Raw genomic sequence first — 14,193 nt, forward strand, 5'->3', positions numbered from 1 at the left:
CACCACCATGGTTTTCGATTTTGGAGATCTGCAGCGCTGGAACAAGGCGGCCAGCAAGTCGGCCCCTCAGGGCGATGCGGAGAACTTGAACTGGACCACGCCCGACGGCATCACCGTCAAGCCGCTGTACACCGCGGCCGATCTGGAGGGCTTGCCCTACACCAACACGCTGCCGGGCTTCGAGCCCTACCTGCGCGGCCCCCAGGCCACCATGTACGCGGTGCGGCCCTGGACGATCCGCCAGTACGCGGGCTTCTCCACCGCAGAAGAATCGAACGCCTTCTACCGCAAGGCCCTGGCCGCGGGCGGGCAGGGCGTTTCCGTGGCGTTCGACCTGGCTACGCACCGCGGCTACGACAGCGACCACCCGCGCGTGACGGGCGACGTGGGCAAGGCGGGCGTGGCCATCGACAGCGTGGAGGACATGAAGATCCTCTTCGACCAGATCCCGCTCGACAAAGTGAGCGTGTCCATGACCATGAACGGCGCGGTGCTGCCGGTGCTGGCGGGCTACGTGGTGGCGGCGGAGGAGCAGGGCGTGTCGCAGGACAAGCTCTCCGGAACCATTCAGAACGACATTCTGAAAGAGTTCATGGTGCGCAACACCTACATCTACCCCCCGAAGCCGTCGATGCGCATCATCGGCGACATCATCGAGTACACGAGCAAGAACATGCCCAAGTTCAACTCGATCTCGATCTCGGGCTACCACATGCAGGAAGCCGGCGCGAACCAGGCGCTGGAGCTGGCCTTCACGCTGGCCGACGGCAAGGAGTACGTGAAGACGGCCATCGCCAAGGGCATGGACGTGGACGAGTTCGCCGGGCGCCTGTCGTTCTTCTGGGCGATCGGCATGAACTTCTACCTGGAGATCGCCAAGATGCGCGCCGCGCGCCTCTTGTGGTGCCGCATCATGAAGGGCTTCGACGCCAGGAACCCCAAGAGCCTGATGCTGCGCACGCACTGCCAGACCAGCGGCTGGAGCCTGACCGAGCAGGACCCGTACAACAACGTGGTGCGCACCACCATCGAGGCCATGGCGGCCGTGTTCGGCGGCACGCAGTCGCTGCACACCAACGCGCTGGACGAAGCCATCGCGCTGCCCACCGAGTTCAGCGCCCGCATCGCGCGCAACACGCAGCTCATCATCCAGGAGGAAACCCACATCACCAACGTGATCGACCCCTGGGCCGGCAGCTACATGATGGAGAAGCTGACCCAGGACATGGCGGACGCCGCCTGGAAGATCATCGAGGAGGTCGAGGCCATGGGCGGCATGACCGCAGCCGTGGACAGCGGCTGGGCCAAGCTCAAGATCGAGGCCGCCGCCGCCGAGAAGCAGGCGCGCATCGACTCGGGCAAGGAGGTCATCGTCGGCGTGAACAAGTACAAGCTCGCCAAGGAAGACCCCGTGGACATCCTGGAGGTGGACAACGTGAAGGTGCGCGAGAGCCAGATCGCGCGCCTGAACGCCATCAAGGCAAAACGCGACCAGAGCGCCGTGGATCAAGCGCTGGCCGCTCTCACTTCCGCAGCAGAGTCCGGCCAAGGCAACCTGCTCGATCTGTCGATCAAGGCCATCCGCCTGCGCGCCACGGTGGGCGAGGTGTCGGATGCGCTCGAAAAGTCTTTCGGGCGCCACCGCGCCGATACGCAAAAGGTGACCGGTGTGTACGCTGCCGCTTACGACTCAGCCGAGGGCTGGGAAAAACTCAAGGGCGAGATAGACGCCTTCGCCGAAAGCCAAGGCCGCCGCCCGCGCGTGATGATCGCCAAGCTGGGCCAGGACGGCCACGACCGCGGCGCAAAGGTGGTGTCCACGGCGTTCGCAGACTTAGGATTCGACGTGGACATCGGCCCGCTGTTCCAGACGCCCGAGGAATGCGCGCGCCAGGCCATTGAGAACGACGTGCACGCCGTGGGCGTCTCCACGCTGGCTGCGGGCCACAAGACGCTTGTGCCCGCCATCATCCAGGCGCTCAAGGAGCAGGGCGCGGACGACATCATCGTCTTCGTGGGCGGCGTGATCCCGCAGCAGGACTACGAATACCTGTACAACGCGGGCGTCAAGGGCATCTACGGCCCCGGCACGCCGGTCCCGGCCAGCGCCAAGGACGTGCTGGAGCAGATCAAGAAGGCTATTGCCTGAAGCCCGACGCTCCAGGATGACATCCCATCCCCTGCTCGAAGCCATCACCCGCGGCGCGCCCCTGGTTCGCCGCCGCGCCATGGCCAAGGCCATCACGCTGCTGGAATCGACGCGCCCCGACCACCGCGCCCAGGCCGACGCGCTCCTCACCGAACTGCTGCCGCACACGGGCCGGGCATTGCGCCTGGGGATCAGCGGCGTGCCCGGCGTGGGCAAGTCCACCTTCATCGAGGCGCTGGGCATCTACTTGATAGGCCAGGGCCTGAAGGTCGCGGTGCTGGCCATCGACCCGTCTTCCTCCGTTTCGGGCGGCTCCATCCTGGGCGACAAGACGCGCATGGAGCGGCTTTCCATGCAGGAGAACGCCTACATCCGCCCCAGCCCCAGCGGCGGCACGCTGGGCGGCGTGGCCGAGAAGACGCGCGAGAGCCTGCTGGTCTGCGAGGCCGCGGGCTACGACGTGGTGATCGTGGAGACCGTGGGCGTGGGCCAGAGCGAGACGGCCGTGCACGGCATGACCGACATGTTCTGCGTGCTGCAGCTGCCCAACGCGGGCGACGACCTGCAGGCCATCAAGAAGGGCGTGATGGAGCTGGCCGATCTGGTGGTCATCAACAAGGCTGACATCGACGCGGCGGCGGCCACGCGCGCCCAGGCGCAGATCACGTCGAGCCTGCGCCTGCTGGGCTTTCACGGCAATCCGGAGCATGATCCGCACAACGCCGCGCAGTGGCGCCCCAGGGTCATCCAAACCAGCGCCCTGCAGCACCAGGGCATGGAAGACTTCTGGGCCGTGGTGTGCGAATTCCGCCAGATGCAGACCGCCAACGGCCGCCTGGCGGCGCGGCGCGAGAAGCAGGCCCTGGCCTGGATGTGGGAGCGCATCGACTTCGGCCTCAAGCAGGCGTTCCGCGCCCACCCGCAGGTGCGCGCGCTGCTGCCGCAGATGCAGGCCGACGTGGCCGCGGGCCGCATAGCCGCCAGCACTGCGGCAAGAAATCTGCTTGCAGCGCAGTCTGGATAAGCGCTTGAAGCTATCGAACAAAGAGCAAACTGGATACCAACGAAGGAACGAACCTCATGCAAACCATCCTCGACCAATTGGAGAAGAAGCGCGAACTCGCCCGCCTGGGCGGGGGGCAGAAGCGCATCGACGCGCAGCACGGCAAGGGCAAGCTCACGGCGCGCGAGCGCATCGAGCTGCTGCTCGACGAAGGCACCTTCGAAGAGTGGGACATGTTCGTCGAGCACCGCTGCGCCGACTTCGGCATGCAGGACAACAAGATCCCCGGCGACGGCGTGGTCACGGGCTACGGCATGATCAACGGCCGCCTGGTGTTCGTCTTCAGCCAGGACTTCACGGTGTTCGGCGGCGCGCTGTCGGAGGCGCACGCCGAGAAGATCTGCAAGGTCATGGACCAGGCCATGAAGGTGGGCGCGCCCGTGATCGGCCTCAACGATTCGGGCGGCGCGCGCATCCAGGAAGGCGTGGCGTCGCTCGGCGGCTATGCCGACGTGTTTCAGCGCAACGTCATGGCCAGCGGCGTGGTGCCGCAGATCAGCATGATCATGGGCCCCTGCGCGGGCGGCGCGGTGTACTCGCCCGCCATGACCGACTTCATCTTCATGGTCAAGGATTCGAGCTACATGTTCGTGACCGGCCCCGAGGTGGTCAAGACCGTGACGCACGAGGAGGTCACCTCCGAGGAGCTGGGCGGCGCGCTCACCCACACCACCAAGAGCGGCGTGGCCGACATGGCGTTCGAGAACGACGTCGAGGCGCTGCTGATGCTGCGCCGCCTGTACAACTACCTGCCGCTCAACAACCGCGAGAAGCCCCCGGTGCGCCCGAGCAAGGACCCGGCCGACCGCATGGACCGCAGCCTGGACACCCTGGTGCCGGCCAACCCCAACCAGCCCTACGACATGAAGGAGCTGATCCTCAAGACCGTGGACGACGGCGACTTCTTCGAGCTGCAGCCCGAGTACGCCAAGAACATCATCATCGGTTTCGCGCGCATGGAGGGGCAGACCGTGGGCATCGTGGCCAACCAGCCTCTCGTGCTGGCGGGCTGCCTGGACATCAAGTCGAGCATCAAGGCCGCGCGCTTCGTGCGCTTCTGCGACGCGTTCAACATCCCCGTGATCACCTTCGTGGACGTGCCCGGCTTCATGCCCGGCACGGCGCAGGAGTACGGCGGCATCATCAAGCACGGCGCCAAGCTGCTGTTCGCCTACGCCGAGTGCACGGTGCCCAAGGTCACCGTCATCACGCGCAAGGCCTACGGCGGCGCCTACGACGTGATGGCCTCCAAGCACCTGCGCGGCGACGTGAACCTGGCCTGGCCCAACGCCGAGATCGCTGTGATGGGCGCCAAGGGCGCGGTGGAGATCATCTTCCGCGAGGACAAGAACGACCCCGTGAAGCTCGCCGCGCGCGAGGCCGAATACAAGGAGCGCTTCGCCAACCCCTTCGTGGCGGGCGCGCGCGGCTTTATCGACGACGTGATCCTGCCGCACGAGACCAGGAAGCGCATCTGCCGTTCGCTGGTCATGCTGCGCGAGAAGAAGCTCGAGAACCCGTGGCGCAAGCACGGAAACATTCCGCTGTGATGGCTGCCGCCCAAGGAGAAAAGAACACCATGTTTACGAAAATTCTGATTGCCAACCGGGGCGAAAACGGCCGCGCAGCGGACGTTTCGACAGATTGCCTGCCGCAGCCCGCGCAGCGGGCTACTACACGCCACCCCATCGCTTAAGGAGCCAGAGAATGTTTACCAAAATCCTGATCGCGAACCGGGGCGAGATTGCGTGTAGGGTGATTGCCACGGCAAAGAAAATGGGCATCGCCACCGTCGCCGTCTACTCCGACGCCGACAAGGAGGCGCGCCACGTCAAGCTCGCCGACGAGGCCGTGCACATCGGCGCCGCGCCCAGCCGCGAGTCCTACCTGCAGGCCGACAAGATCATCGCCGCGGCCAAGCAGACCGGCGCGCAGGCCGTGCACCCGGGCTACGGCTTCCTGAGCGAGAACGAGGACTTCGCCCGGCGCGTGGAGGAAGAGGGCATCGTCTTCATCGGTCCCAAGCACTACTCCATCGCCGCCATGGGCGACAAGATCGCGTCCAAGAAGCTCGCGGGCGAGGCCAAGGTCAGCACCATCCCCGGCCACAACGAGCCCATCGAGTCGCCCGAGGAGGCGGTGCAGATCGCCCAGAAGATCGGCTACCCCGTGATGATCAAGGCCAGTGCGGGCGGCGGCGGCAAGGGCCTGCGCGTGGCGTTCAACGACAAGGAATGCTTCGAGGGCTTCACCTCCTGCCGCAACGAGGCGCGCAACAGCTTCGGCGACGACCGCGTGTTCATGGAAAAGTTCGTGCAGGAGCCGCGCCACATCGAAATCCAGGTGCTGGGCGACGCCCACGGCAACGTGGTCTACCTGAACGAGCGCGAATGCTCCATCCAGCGCCGCCACCAGAAGGTCATCGAGGAAGCGCCGTCGCCCTTCATCAGCGATGCCACGCGCAAGGCCATGGGCGAGCAGGCCGTGGCCCTGGCCAAGGCCGTGAAGTACCAGAGCGCGGGCACGGTGGAGTTCGTGGTCGGCAAGGACCAGGACTTCTACTTCCTGGAGATGAACACGCGCCTGCAGGTGGAGCACCCGGTGACGGAATGCATCACCGGCCTGGACCTGGTGGAGCTCATGATCCGCGTCGCCGCGGGCGAAAAGCTGCCCCTGACCCAGGCCGACGTGAAGCGCGACGGCTGGGCCATCGAGTGCCGCATCAACGCCGAGGACCCGTTCCGCAACTTCCTGCCCTCCACCGGCCGCCTGGTGCGCTTCACGCCGCCGCAGGAGACCATGTTCCAGGCCGACACCGGCAGGAAGTACGGCGTGCGCGTGGATACCGGCGTGTACGAGGGCGGCGAGATCCCCATGTACTACGACTCGATGATCGCCAAGCTCATCGTGCACGGCACCGACCGCGACGACGCCATCGCCAAGATGCGCGCCGCGCTCAACGGCTTCGCCATCCGCGGCATCAACAGCAACATCCCCTTCCAGGCCGCGCTGCTGGCGCACCCGAAGTTCGTCGCGGGCCAGTTCAACACCGGCTTCATCGCCGAGCACTATGCCCACGGCTTCGTGGCCGAGGACGTGCAGCACGAAGACCCGGACTTCCTCGTCGCCCTGGCCGCCTACATGTACCGCCGCTCCCGCGCACGCGCCAGCGGCATCAGCGGACAGCTGGCGGGCCACGAGGTGCAGGTGGGCGAGGAGTTCGTCGTCGTCGTCCTGGGCACGGAGGGCAAGAACCAGTACCACGACGTGAGCGTGACCGACTTCGAGAACGACTCGGGCTCCAGCGTGGTGCACATCCGCGGCAAGGACTACCGCATCAGCAGCACCGCGCACCTGGGCAGCATCCGCATCCAGGGCGCGTGCAACGGCCAGGGCTTCACGGCGCAGATCGAGCGCAACCGGCCCAAGAACCCGCTGGGCCTGCGCATCGTGCACAACGGCGCGCAGATCGACGCCATCGTGCTCACGCCGCGCCGAGCCGAGCTGCTCAAGCTCATGCCCTACAAGGCGCCGCCGGACCTGTCCAGGTTCCTGCTCTCGCCCATGCCGGGCCTGCTGGTGGACGTGGCCGTGCAGCCGGGCCAGAAGGTGCAGGCGGGCGAAAAGCTCGCCGTCATCGAGGCCATGAAGATGGAGAACATCCTCTTCGCCGCGCAGGACGGGGTGGTGAGCAAGATCGTTGCGGGCAAGGGCGAATCCCTGGCGGTGGACCAGGTGATCCTGGAATTCGCATGAAAACCGGCCATGGCGCTTGCCATGCAAGCGCCATGAGCTATTGAAAAAGGAGCATCCAATGACCCGTCCGTTCAAAGTCCTGGGCATCCAGCAGGTGGCCATAGGTGGCACCGATAAGGCGCGCATGAAAACCCTGTGGGTGGACATGCTGGGCCTGGCCCAGACCGGCACCTTCCAGAGCGAGCGCGAGAACGTGGACGAGGACATCCTCGCCATGGGCCAGGGGCCCTACAAGGTGGAGGTGGACATCATGCAGCCGCTGGACATCGACAAGAAGCCGGCGGTGCACGCCACGCCGCTCAACCACATCGGCCTGTGGATCGACGACCTGCCGCGCGCCGTCGAATGGCTCACGGCCAAGGGCGTGCGCTTCGCGCCGGGCGGCATCCGCAAGGGCGCCGCGGGCTATGACATCACCTTCCTGCACCCCAAGGGCAACGACGAGTTCCCGATCGCGGGCGAGGGCGTGCTGATCGAGCTGGTGCAGGCGCCGCCCGAGGTGATCGCGGCCCTGGGCTGAAAGCCCTCGATCCATCCATCCGCCAAGGCCCTGGTCGAAAGACCAGGGCCTTTTTCGTTGCCCGCCGGTTCGTGCGAAATGCGCGCATCCCCGGATCGGCGCGCCCGGATTTAGCGGCAGTTGAGTGATTTTGGCGCTCATACGGCATTCGATGCGGGGACCCATCCCGGCGTGCGTCCTCTCGTCCAAAAAAGCGCCAAAAAATCATCATCTGTATTCAAAAATGGACGAAATTTGCCTCTTTTGGGGGCATCTTTTTTCTTCCGGTTTTTTGCACCATGCCCGCTTCACAGGCCCGGCGGCTCCTCGCACAATCGGCCGGCCTTGCGGCAGCCGAGTGCCGCGGCCACCCTGGAGAGAAACGCGATGACCCTTGCCACGACGACCGCCCCCACCGCCTGTGCCCAAGACGCGGGCGCAAACCAGCCGCTGCACTTCCACCCGCGCGGGCCCGCGCCCTCGGCCATGGCGGCCGAAGGGCAGGGCTGGAGCGTGCAGGCCGTGCAGGACCTGCTCGATCTGCCGTTCATGGAGCTGCTGTGGCGCGCCCAGGCCGCGCACCGCGCGCACTGGCCCGAGGGCGACGTGGAGCTGGCCACACTGCTGTCGGTCAAGACCGGCGGCTGCCCCGAAAACTGCGGCTACTGCCCGCAGTCGGCCGCGTTTGACACCGGTGTGAAGGGGCAAAAGCTCATGGAGGCGGAGGAGGTCGTGCGCGCCGCCCAAGCCGCCAAGGACGCGGGCGCCACGCGCTTTTGCATGGGCGCGGCCTGGCGCGCGCCCAAGGACCGCGACATCGAGAAGATGGCCGCGCTGATCGCTGCCGTGAAAGGCCTGGGCCTGCAGACCTGCGCCACGCTGGGCATGCTGCAGCAGCACCAGGCCCGGGCGTTGCGCGATGCCGGGCTGGACTACTACAACCACAACCTGGACACCGCGCCCGAGTACTACCAGGACGTGGTCAGCACGCGCCAGTACCAGGAGCGGCTGGACACGCTGCGCCATGTGCGCACGGCGGGCATCGGCGTGTGCTGCGGCGGCATCGTAGGCATGGGCGAGGCGCCGGTGCACCGCGCGGGGCTGATCGCGCAGCTGGCGAACCTGGACCCGTACCCCGAGTCCGTGCCCATCAACAGCCTGGTGCGCGTGCCCGGCACGCCGCTGGCGGACAGCGCGCCCGTGGACCCGCTGGACTTCGTGCGCGTGATCGCCGTGGCGCGCATCACCATGCCCAGGGCGCGCGTGCGCCTGTCCGCCGGGCGCCAGCAGCTGGGCGACGCGGTGCAGGCGCTGTGCTTCCTGGCCGGTGCCAACTCCATCTTCTACGGCGACAAGCTGCTCGTGACGGGCAACCCCGATGTGGAGGCCGACAACAGGCTGCTGGCCCGGCTGGGCCTGCGCGGCACGCGCGCGCAGGGCGCGCAGGAGGGTGCCTGCTGAGACGCTATCTGATTCATAGCTGCAAGCGCTTGCCGGACGGGCGCTGGATGTCGATTGGACTTAGAGCGTGTTCAAGGTCTTGATCAGCCCATGCCCTCGGGCTTGATCTGCGCGCGCTCGATCACCGGCTTCCAGCGCGCCTGCTCGGCCTTGATGAAGGCGTCGAACTCGGCGCTGCTGTTGCCCACGGCCAGGGCCGTCTCCTGCGCCAGCTTTTCCTTGACCAGGGTGCTGCGCGCGGCCTTGACGGCCTCGGCCTCCAGCCTGGCCAGGTGCGCCTTGGGCCACTTGCTCGGGGCGATCAGGCCGTACCACTGCGTCATCTCGAAGCCCTTGAAGCCCTGCTCAGCCACCGTGGGCACGTCGGGCATCTGGGCCAGGCGCTGCGCCGTGCCGGTGGCAATGCAGCGCAGCTTGCCGGCCTTGATGAAGGGCAGCAGCGCGGGTGCGCCCACCGCGGCGGCCTGCAGGCGGCCCGCCATCAGGTCGGTGAGCATGGGGCCCGTGCCGCGGTAGGGCACGTGCAGCATGAAGATGCCGCTGGCCATCTTGAGGTACTCGAACGCCAGGTGCCCCGCGCTGCCGTTGCCCGCGCTGCCGTAGTTGAGCTGGCCGGGCTTGCCCTTCACGTAGGCGATGAAATCCTTGAGGTTCTTCACCGGCAGGTCCGGGTGCACCACGTAGAGGCTGGGCACCTTGGACAGCAGCGTGATCGGCGCGAAGTCGCGGTTGGCGTCGTAGGGCAGCCTGGGGAAGATGAAGGGGTTGACGGCCAGCGTGCCGATGTGGCCCAGGATCAGCGTGTGCTCGTCGGTGCTGTTCGCCACCTCCTGCATGGCGATGTTGCCGGCCGCGCCGGGCTTGTTGTCCACGAACATGTTCTGGCCGATGGTCTTGGAGATCTCGGCCGCCGCGGCGCGGGCCACGATTTCCGAGCTACCGCCGGGCGCGAACGGCACCACCAGGCGCAGCGGCTTGGTGGGCCAGGCGGCCTGGGCGCGCGCCTGGGGCAGCCACGGCGCGGTGGCTGCCGCCGCGCCGCCCGCGAGCAGCTGGCGGCGGTTGAGGAAGGTCGTCGAGGAATGGGGCATGTACGTGTCTCCTGTGGGTGGGGCCCGGCGCCGGTCGCCCGGGCACGCCGCGGATGGTGCACGGGGCAACCTATCAATTGCCTTTCAGGGGTGCCGGCGGCCGCCGCAGATAATCCGCGCCATGCGCATCCTGTTGGCCGAAGACGAGCGGCCCCTGGGCGAGTGGCTGGCCAAGGCCCTCGAACAGGGCGGCTGCCGCGTGGACTGGTGCGACGACGGCCGCCTGGTGGAGCGCGCGCTGGCCGAGCGCGACTACGACGCGCTGGTGCTCGACCTGGGCCTGCCCGGGCGCGACGGCGGCACCATCCTGCGCCGGCTGCGCGCGCGCGACGAGCGCATCCCCGTGCTGGTGCTGACCGCGCGCGACACGCTGGGCGAGCGGGTGCGCAGCCTCAACGAGGGCGCGGACGACTTCCTGGCCAAGCCCTTCGAGCTGGCCGAGCTGGAAGCGCGCCTGACCGCCCTGGTGCGCCGCGCGCGTGGCAGCGAGCACCCGCGCCTGGCCTGCGGCCCGCTGCAGTTCGACACGGTGACCCGCCAGTTCACACTCTCGGCCGAGCCGCTGCAGCTGTCGCCGCGCGAGCATGCGCTGCTCAAGGCGCTGGTGCAGCGCAGCGGCGAGCCGCTCACGCGCCAGCAGGCCATGGACCGCGTGTTCGGCGACGACGAGGACGTGCAGCCATCGGTGATCGACGTGCTGCTGCACCGCCTGCGCAAGCGCCTGGAGGGCAGCGGCGTGCGCATCCACACCTACCGGGGGCTCGGCTATGTCCTGGAGCTGGATACGCCAGGCCAGCACTAGGCAGCGCCTGCTCGCGCTGCTGCTGCCGGCCATGACGCTCATGGCCGCCGTGGGCCTGTGGTTCACGCGCGAGGACGCCATCGCCTCCACCAACGCGGCCTACGACCGCTCGCTGCTCGGCGCCATCAGGGCGCTGGACCTGAACGTGTCCACCGCCTCGGGCGGCCTCGCGGTGGAGCTGCCCTACCGGCTGTTCGAGTTCTTCCAGCTCACCGCCAAGGGCAGCGTGTACTTCCGCGTGGCCACGGCCGACGGGCTGGTGGAGCTGGGCAACCCCGACCTGCCCGCGCCCCCCACGGCGCTGCAGCCGGGCCGCCCGGTGTTCTACGACGCGAGCTACTTCGGCGAGAACGTGCGCGTGGGCGCGTTCATGCGCGCGCTCGACGATGCGCCCGAGGGCAGCGACAGCCGCTACCTCGTGATCCAGGTGGCCGAGGGCACGGCCTCGCGCGAGCAGTTCACCGCCGGCTTCGTGCGCCGCGCCGCGCTGCGCGACGGGGCGCTGCTGGCCGTGCTGCTGGCCAGCGTGGTGGCCGTGCTGGGTGTGGCGCTGCGGCCCATCACGCGGCTGGCCGCCCAGACCCGCTCGCGCGCGCCCGACGATCTGCGCCCCATCGAGGCCGACGGCCTGCCGCGCGATATCCAACCCCTGGTGGCCGCCGTGAACCAGCAGATGGAGCGCACGCGCCAGCTCATGGACGCGCGCCAGAGCTTCGTGGACGACGCCTCGCACCAGCTGCGCACGCCCCTGGCCACGCTGCGCGCGCAGCTCGACTACGCCCTGCGCGAGCCCGACGCGGGGCGCCAGCGGCTCGCGCTGCAGGCGCTGTCGGCGGCGCTGTCCGATGCCATCCGCGCCGCCAACCAGCTGCTGGCGCTGGCGCGCAGCGACACGGCCCAGGCACTGCTGGAGCCCGTGGACCTGGCGCAACTCGCGCGCGACGTGGCCGTGGAGCTGCTGCCCCTGGCGCGCACGCGCGGCGTGGACCTGGGCGTGGAAGGCGACGCCGGCCAGGCCTGGGCCCGGGGCGACCGCGAGCTGCTGCGCCAGGCGCTGCTCAACATCACCCACAACGCCATCGAGCACGGGCGCGGGCATGGCGTGGTGACCCTCACGGCCGGCGCCGACGCGCAGGGCTACTGGCTGTGCGTGGTGGACGACGGGCCCGGCATGCCGCCCGAGCTGGCGGGCAGGGCTGGCCAGCGCTTCGCCAAGGGGCGCGAGAGCCGCGGCTCGGGCCTGGGCCTGGCCATCGCGCGCTCGGTCATCGGGCGCCACGGCGGCACGCTGCGCCTGGAGACGGCGCCGCTCGGGCAGGGCGCCTGCGTCACTTTATGGTGGCCGCTCGCATGAAGGCCGGGCTGCTGCTGCGGGCGCTGCTGGCCTGGCTGCTGCTGGCCTGCGGCGCCGCGGCGCAGACCGGCCCGCGCTGCATCGCGCCGGCCAAGCCCGGCGGCGGGTTCGACCTGACCTGCCAGGCGCTGGGCCGGCTGCTGCACGCCTCGGGCCAGCTCGCGCAGCCGCTGCCCACGGTCTACCAGCCCGGCGGCATCGGCGCGCTGGCATTCAAGAGCAGCGTCACCCAGCGGCCGGGCGATGGCGGGGCGCTGGTGGCGTTCTCGTCGGGCTCGCTGCTCAACCTGGCGCAGGGGCGCTTCGGCCCCTACGACGAGCGCAGCGTGCGCTGGCTGGCCGGCATGGGCATGGACTACGGCGTGATCGCCGTGCGCCAGGACGCGCCCTACCGCACGCTGCCCGCCTTGGTGGAGGCGCTGCGCGCGCAGCCCGCTCGCGTGGTGTTCGGCGCAGGCGGCTCCATAGGCAGCCAGGACTGGATGAAGGCCGCGCTGCTGGCGCGCGCGGCCGGCGTGAGCCACAAGGTCATGCGCTTCGTCGCCTTCGAGGGCGGCGGCGAGGCCTTCACGGCCCTCATCGGTGGCCATGTGCAGGTGGTGCCGGGCGACGCGGCCGAGGTGGCGCGGCTGGTGGAGCAGGGCGCACCCATCCGCATCCTGGCGGTGCTGGCCGCGCAGCGCCTGCCAGGCCGCTGGGCGCGCACGCCCACGGCCAGGGAACAAGGCCTGGACATCGAATGGCCCATCCTGCGCGGCGTGTACCTGGGGCCCGGCGTGAGCGAGCAGGCCTTCCGCCACTGGGCGGGCGTGCTGGAGCGGGCCATGCAGCATCCCGCGGCGGCGCGGGAGCTGGAGCAGTTCGGCCTGCAGCCCGTGGCGCTCACGGGCGCGGCGCTGGATGCCGCAGTGCGCAGCCAGATGGATGGCTACCGACGCATGGCGCGCGACTTCGGCGTGATGCGTTGAAGCCTACTTGAGCACGCTGCCCTCGGCATCCACCACCTTCACGGCAATGGGGATACCCTGGCCCACGCTTTGCGTGACGGTGCAGAAGGACTCGAACTGGCCCAGCACCCGGTCCAGGTGCTGCAGCTGCTGCGCCGGCACGCCCAGGCGCAGCGTGGCGGTCATCTGCAGGATGCGCAGGCGGCCCTCGGCGTTGCGGCCCACCTCGGCCTGCACGGTGGTGTGCAGGGGCTCGGGCTGCTGCTTGAACTTGCGCAGCGCGAACAGCAGCGAGTCGCTCAGGCAGTTGCCCACGGCCGCGCACAGCAGCTGCACCGGCGACGGCCCCTGGCCCGAGCCCAGCGGCGCGGGCTCGTCGGAGAACAGCGCCGGCACGTTGCCGCCGAAGCGGTTCTCATAGCGGTAGTCGGCCACCTGGGCCAGTTCCACGGTGACGAGTTCGTTGCTCATGCGTTTTCCTTGTGAATGACGTTTCCCAGCCGCAGGGCCACGGCCCCGACGCTGCCGCCGTTGCTCACCTGGGTGTAGCCCTGGGCGCGCAGCCACTGCGCGGCCACGTCCGAGCGCGCGCCCGAGACGCAGCACAGGACGATGGGCGCATCGCGCTCGGGCAGCAGCCGGCTGGCGGCGGCGGGCAGCGTGTCCAGGGGCAGGTTGATGGAGCCGGCCACATGGCCTGCGGCGAATTCGCCGGGCGAGCGGACGTCCACCACGAGGGGGCGGGCGGAGGGCGTGGTCATGGAAGGTGTACGCACCGCGGGTGCGGCATGGTTGCTCTTGAATAAATAGCTTCCGGCGCTTGTCACACAAGCACTGGAGCCTGTTTTTACTTGAATTTCAGCAGCCGGGCTGAATGCCCAGCTTGCGCAGCATGGTCTCCAGCATGCACCACTTGGTCAGGCCGCTTTGCAGCAGGTTGACGCCAATGAAGGCGGTGAAGGCCAGCCACCACTGGCTGACGAAGATGGGGCTGCCGGGAATGCCCAGCGCCAGGGACAGCAGGATGAAGGTGCCGGCAAAGATGCGTACGACGCGCCAAGAGGTCATGGT

General features: G+C 68.6%; 13 protein-coding genes. 9 read left to right on the forward strand and 4 right to left on the reverse strand.

The genetic code is table 11. The features are described from left to right. Positions 1-7: 7 nt before the first annotated feature. From scpA to bioB, 6 genes are all read left to right on the forward strand, one after another. Positions 8-2,149 carry a methylmalonyl-CoA mutase gene (gene scpA / locus ALIDE2_RS12365; protein WP_013519115.1) on the forward strand — a complete coding sequence of 714 codons (2,142 nt, stop codon included), beginning with the start codon at positions 8-10 and terminating at the stop codon, positions 2,147-2,149. 16 nt (positions 2,150-2,165) lie between these two features. Next, complete coding sequence (gene meaB / locus ALIDE2_RS12370) at positions 2,166-3,173, forward strand: methylmalonyl Co-A mutase-associated GTPase MeaB (RefSeq protein WP_013519116.1); 1,008 nt, start codon at positions 2,166-2,168, stop codon at positions 3,171-3,173. Between the two features lie 56 nt (positions 3,174-3,229). Continuing rightward, the gene (locus tag ALIDE2_RS12375) at positions 3,230-4,762 is read left to right on the forward strand and encodes an acyl-CoA carboxylase subunit beta (RefSeq protein WP_013519117.1); all 1,533 of its coding nucleotides are present in this window, start codon (positions 3,230-3,232) and stop codon (positions 4,760-4,762) included. A gap of 157 nt (positions 4,763-4,919) precedes the next feature. After that, the gene (locus ALIDE2_RS12380) at positions 4,920-6,968 is read left to right on the forward strand and encodes an acetyl-CoA carboxylase biotin carboxylase subunit (RefSeq protein WP_013722196.1); all 2,049 of its coding nucleotides are present in this window, start codon (positions 4,920-4,922) and stop codon (positions 6,966-6,968) included. Positions 6,969-7,026: 58 nt separating this feature from the next. Beyond that, positions 7,027-7,488, forward strand: coding sequence for a VOC family protein (locus ALIDE2_RS12385; protein ID WP_013519119.1), 462 nt, complete (start codon positions 7,027-7,029; stop codon positions 7,486-7,488). A gap of 366 nt (positions 7,489-7,854) precedes the next feature. Further along, on the forward strand, positions 7,855-8,928 hold the full coding sequence (bioB, locus tag ALIDE2_RS12390) for a biotin synthase BioB (protein ID WP_013722197.1): 1,074 nt from the start codon (positions 7,855-7,857) through the stop codon (positions 8,926-8,928). Positions 8,929-9,011: 83 nt separating this feature from the next. On the opposite strand, the gene ALIDE2_RS12395 is transcribed toward bioB, so the two are convergent. After that, positions 9,012-10,019: a Bug family tripartite tricarboxylate transporter substrate binding protein gene (locus ALIDE2_RS12395; RefSeq protein ID WP_013722198.1), complete on the reverse strand. Its 1,008-nt coding sequence runs from the start codon at positions 10,017-10,019 to the stop codon at positions 9,012-9,014. Positions 10,020-10,140: 121 nt separating this feature from the next. Here ALIDE2_RS12395 and ALIDE2_RS12400 point away from each other — a divergent pair, with 121 nt between their 5' ends. From ALIDE2_RS12400 to ALIDE2_RS12410, 3 genes are read left to right on the forward strand one after another with little or no spacing between them, the layout of a single operon-like run. Continuing rightward, a complete protein-coding gene (locus ALIDE2_RS12400; protein ID WP_013519122.1) occupies positions 10,141-10,821 on the forward strand; it encodes a response regulator in 681 nt (226 codons plus the stop codon). Then, entirely contained in the window at positions 10,787-12,175 is a 1,389-nt protein-coding gene (locus tag ALIDE2_RS12405) for a sensor histidine kinase (RefSeq protein ID WP_013519123.1), read from the forward strand. Before ALIDE2_RS12400 ends, ALIDE2_RS12405 begins: the two co-directional genes overlap by 35 nt. Next, positions 12,172-13,143, forward strand: a complete 972-nt coding sequence (locus ALIDE2_RS12410; protein ID WP_013519124.1) for a tripartite tricarboxylate transporter substrate binding protein — start codon at positions 12,172-12,174, stop codon at positions 13,141-13,143. Before ALIDE2_RS12405 ends, ALIDE2_RS12410 begins: the two co-directional genes overlap by 4 nt. 3 nt (positions 13,144-13,146) lie before the next feature. On the opposite strand, the gene ALIDE2_RS12415 is transcribed toward ALIDE2_RS12410, so the two are convergent. The 3 genes from ALIDE2_RS12415 to ALIDE2_RS12425 all read right to left on the reverse strand — a co-directional run bounded on the left by ALIDE2_RS12415 (position 13,147) and on the right by ALIDE2_RS12425 (position 14,190). After that, positions 13,147-13,593: an OsmC family protein gene (locus tag ALIDE2_RS12415; protein ID WP_013722199.1), complete on the reverse strand. Its 447-nt coding sequence runs from the start codon at positions 13,591-13,593 to the stop codon at positions 13,147-13,149. Next, complete coding sequence (locus ALIDE2_RS12420) at positions 13,590-13,883, reverse strand: rhodanese-like domain-containing protein (protein ID WP_013722200.1); 294 nt, start codon at positions 13,881-13,883, stop codon at positions 13,590-13,592. Before ALIDE2_RS12420 ends, ALIDE2_RS12415 begins: the two co-directional genes overlap by 4 nt. 97 nt (positions 13,884-13,980) lie before the next feature. Then, the gene (locus ALIDE2_RS12425) at positions 13,981-14,190 is read right to left on the reverse strand and encodes a YgaP family membrane protein (RefSeq protein WP_013722201.1); all 210 of its coding nucleotides are present in this window, start codon (positions 14,188-14,190) and stop codon (positions 13,981-13,983) included. Positions 14,191-14,193: the final 3 nt, after the last annotated feature.

Source organism: Alicycliphilus denitrificans K601, from assembly GCF_000204645.1.
GTDB classification, from domain to species: Bacteria; Pseudomonadota; Gammaproteobacteria; order Burkholderiales; family Burkholderiaceae_C; genus Alicycliphilus; species Alicycliphilus denitrificans.

Coding starts and splice junctions, on each gene's coding strand:
- scpA (WP_013519115.1), top strand. CDS start 8: ATGGTTTTCGATTTTGGAGATCTGCAGCGCTGGAACAAGGCGGCCAGC.
- meaB (WP_013519116.1), top strand. CDS start 2,166: ATGACATCCCATCCCCTGCTCGAAGCCATCACCCGCGGCGCGCCCCTG.
- ALIDE2_RS12375 (WP_013519117.1), top strand. CDS start 3,230: ATGCAAACCATCCTCGACCAATTGGAGAAGAAGCGCGAACTCGCCCGC.
- ALIDE2_RS12380 (WP_013722196.1), top strand. CDS start 4,920: ATGTTTACCAAAATCCTGATCGCGAACCGGGGCGAGATTGCGTGTAGG.
- ALIDE2_RS12385 (WP_013519119.1), top strand. CDS start 7,027: ATGACCCGTCCGTTCAAAGTCCTGGGCATCCAGCAGGTGGCCATAGGT.
- bioB (WP_013722197.1), top strand. CDS start 7,855: ATGACCCTTGCCACGACGACCGCCCCCACCGCCTGTGCCCAAGACGCG.
- ALIDE2_RS12395 (WP_013722198.1), bottom strand. CDS start 10,019: ATGCCCCATTCCTCGACGACCTTCCTCAACCGCCGCCAGCTGCTCGCG.
- ALIDE2_RS12400 (WP_013519122.1), top strand. CDS start 10,141: ATGCGCATCCTGTTGGCCGAAGACGAGCGGCCCCTGGGCGAGTGGCTG.
- ALIDE2_RS12405 (WP_013519123.1), top strand. CDS start 10,787: ATGTCCTGGAGCTGGATACGCCAGGCCAGCACTAGGCAGCGCCTGCTC.
- ALIDE2_RS12410 (WP_013519124.1), top strand. CDS start 12,172: ATGAAGGCCGGGCTGCTGCTGCGGGCGCTGCTGGCCTGGCTGCTGCTG.
- ALIDE2_RS12415 (WP_013722199.1), bottom strand. CDS start 13,593: ATGAGCAACGAACTCGTCACCGTGGAACTGGCCCAGGTGGCCGACTAC.
- ALIDE2_RS12420 (WP_013722200.1), bottom strand. CDS start 13,883: ATGACCACGCCCTCCGCCCGCCCCCTCGTGGTGGACGTCCGCTCGCCC.
- ALIDE2_RS12425 (WP_013722201.1), bottom strand. CDS start 14,190: ATGACCTCTTGGCGCGTCGTACGCATCTTTGCCGGCACCTTCATCCTG.